The 1,725-nt window shown below is 37.1% G+C and carries 2 protein-coding genes; one reads left to right on the top strand and one right to left on the bottom strand.

What is annotated here, in order from left to right; genetic code table 11:
* Positions 1-159: 159 nt before the first annotated feature.
* On the bottom strand, positions 160-717 hold the full coding sequence (gene def / locus ACIQYS_RS22365) for a peptide deformylase (protein ID WP_402985240.1): 558 nt from the start codon (positions 715-717) through the stop codon (positions 160-162).
* Positions 718-850: 133 nt separating this feature from the next.
* Here def and ACIQYS_RS22370 point away from each other — a divergent pair, with 133 nt between their 5' ends.
* Positions 851-1,495, top strand: coding sequence for a YkyA family protein (locus ACIQYS_RS22370; protein ID WP_402985242.1), 645 nt, complete (start codon positions 851-853; stop codon positions 1,493-1,495).
* Positions 1,496-1,725: the final 230 nt, after the last annotated feature.

Consider the following 1,725-nt stretch of genomic DNA (forward strand, 5'->3'; position numbering starts at 1 on the left):
TTAATGCCTAAAAACAAAGCCCTGGAAATTTTACTGTTCGTAAAATTTCCAGGGCTTTTCATTTTTCAAGGTGGGTTTTGTCCCAGCCTCATTTTCCTACTTCCAGACTCCAGCGCCTTGCCCCTCTGGGGCAGAAATAGGCGCTTGCGCTTTTAATTATTACACTCTGTCATAAGGAACGGAATTTGGTATTTCCGCATATGGATTTTCTTTATTGATATGGTCATAAAACATAATGCCATTTAAATGATCTAGTTCATGTTGAAATGCAATCGCTGCTAAGCCTTTTAGCCGCTTTTTGAATGGTGTGCCATCTGGATAATATCCAGTAGCGGTAATTCGTGCGTGTCTTGGTACATATCCCTCAATCACTTCGTCCACAGAAAGACAACCTTCACCAGCAGTAATATATGTGTTTTCTACGGAATGGCTAATTATTTTTGGGTTAACCGCAACAAAGCTTACCTCTTCACCTTCTGCATCGGTTAAATGGAGCGCGAACATTCTTTTCTCTGCGTTCACTTGAGGAGCCGCAAGTCCTATCCCGGGCCGCAATTTATATTTTTCGATCATTTTATCATCTTGACTATTGATCACATATTCCAACAAATCATTCGCAAGCTGTATATCAACCTCTGATAAAGGAAAAGTCATTTCTTCCGTTTTTTTTCGTAGTGCTGCGTGACCATCTCTTACAATATCTTTCATTAAAATCATCATAATCGTCCTTTCCATGTTCATATTTCTATTATATCGAAAATTCCTCATTTGCTAAACAAAAAAAGCCTATTGTACGATTGAATTTAGAGGCTAGAACAATTATAGTGAAATGATTAGAGGAGGTTGCGTGATGAAAAAATGGAAATACGTAATTCCTTTATGCTTTGTATTACTTCTATCTGCATGTTCTTTTGGTGAAACAACAGATGAAAAATTGTCTAACATCTTAACGGAAATATATAATTTAGAAGCAGATTATAGAGATGTACAAACGCAGTTAGCCGAAACGGAACAAAAAGAACAAGCTAATTTTCAAAGCATGATGGAGTTAACGAAAGATCAAAAAGAAGAGCTTACGACAAAAGTGGAGGAAACGGCTCAACTTTTGGAGGAAAGACTCGTATTAGTGGAAAAAGAGGCAGCTTCTATTAAAAGTGCTTCTGATAAATTAACAGATTTCGATGTACTTATTTCGGATACAGACGTAGCATCGGAAAAAGCAAGTATCCAACAAATCGAAGAAGCATTAAAAAATCGTTATACTGCATATAGCAAATTAACAGAACAATATAACGCACTCGCTAGTCTACAAGAGAAGTTATATAAGATGTTAATCGAAGAAGCAGCAGATGTAACGACCATTCAGCAGCAAGTCGATGAAGTGAATAAACAAAACGAAGTGGTGCAACAATCGGTCGAAACGTTTAATGAACTTACAGCTAATCTAAATAAAGTAAAAGATGAAGTCTTTACTGCATTACAAAAGGAAAATTAGTAAAGAGAATAATAGAATATGCAACGCCAAAAAGTAGAGTATGGGGAACTAAGATTCCTATACTCTATTTTTTATACTTTAGGAAATATGGTGTGAATATTTTTCGATCTATACCATAAAGGTGTCACTATTTAGGGAAACTGCGTCGTAGTAAAATTTTCCACTAGGATTTCCGCTGCAGGGCGGACGCTTTCCACGGGGTGAGCGATAAGCCATCGCCGACGCTAACG

Origin of the sequence: Psychrobacillus sp. NPDC096426 (assembly GCF_044762745.1) — a bacterium.
Classification (GTDB): domain Bacteria; phylum Bacillota; class Bacilli; order Bacillales_A; family Planococcaceae; genus Psychrobacillus.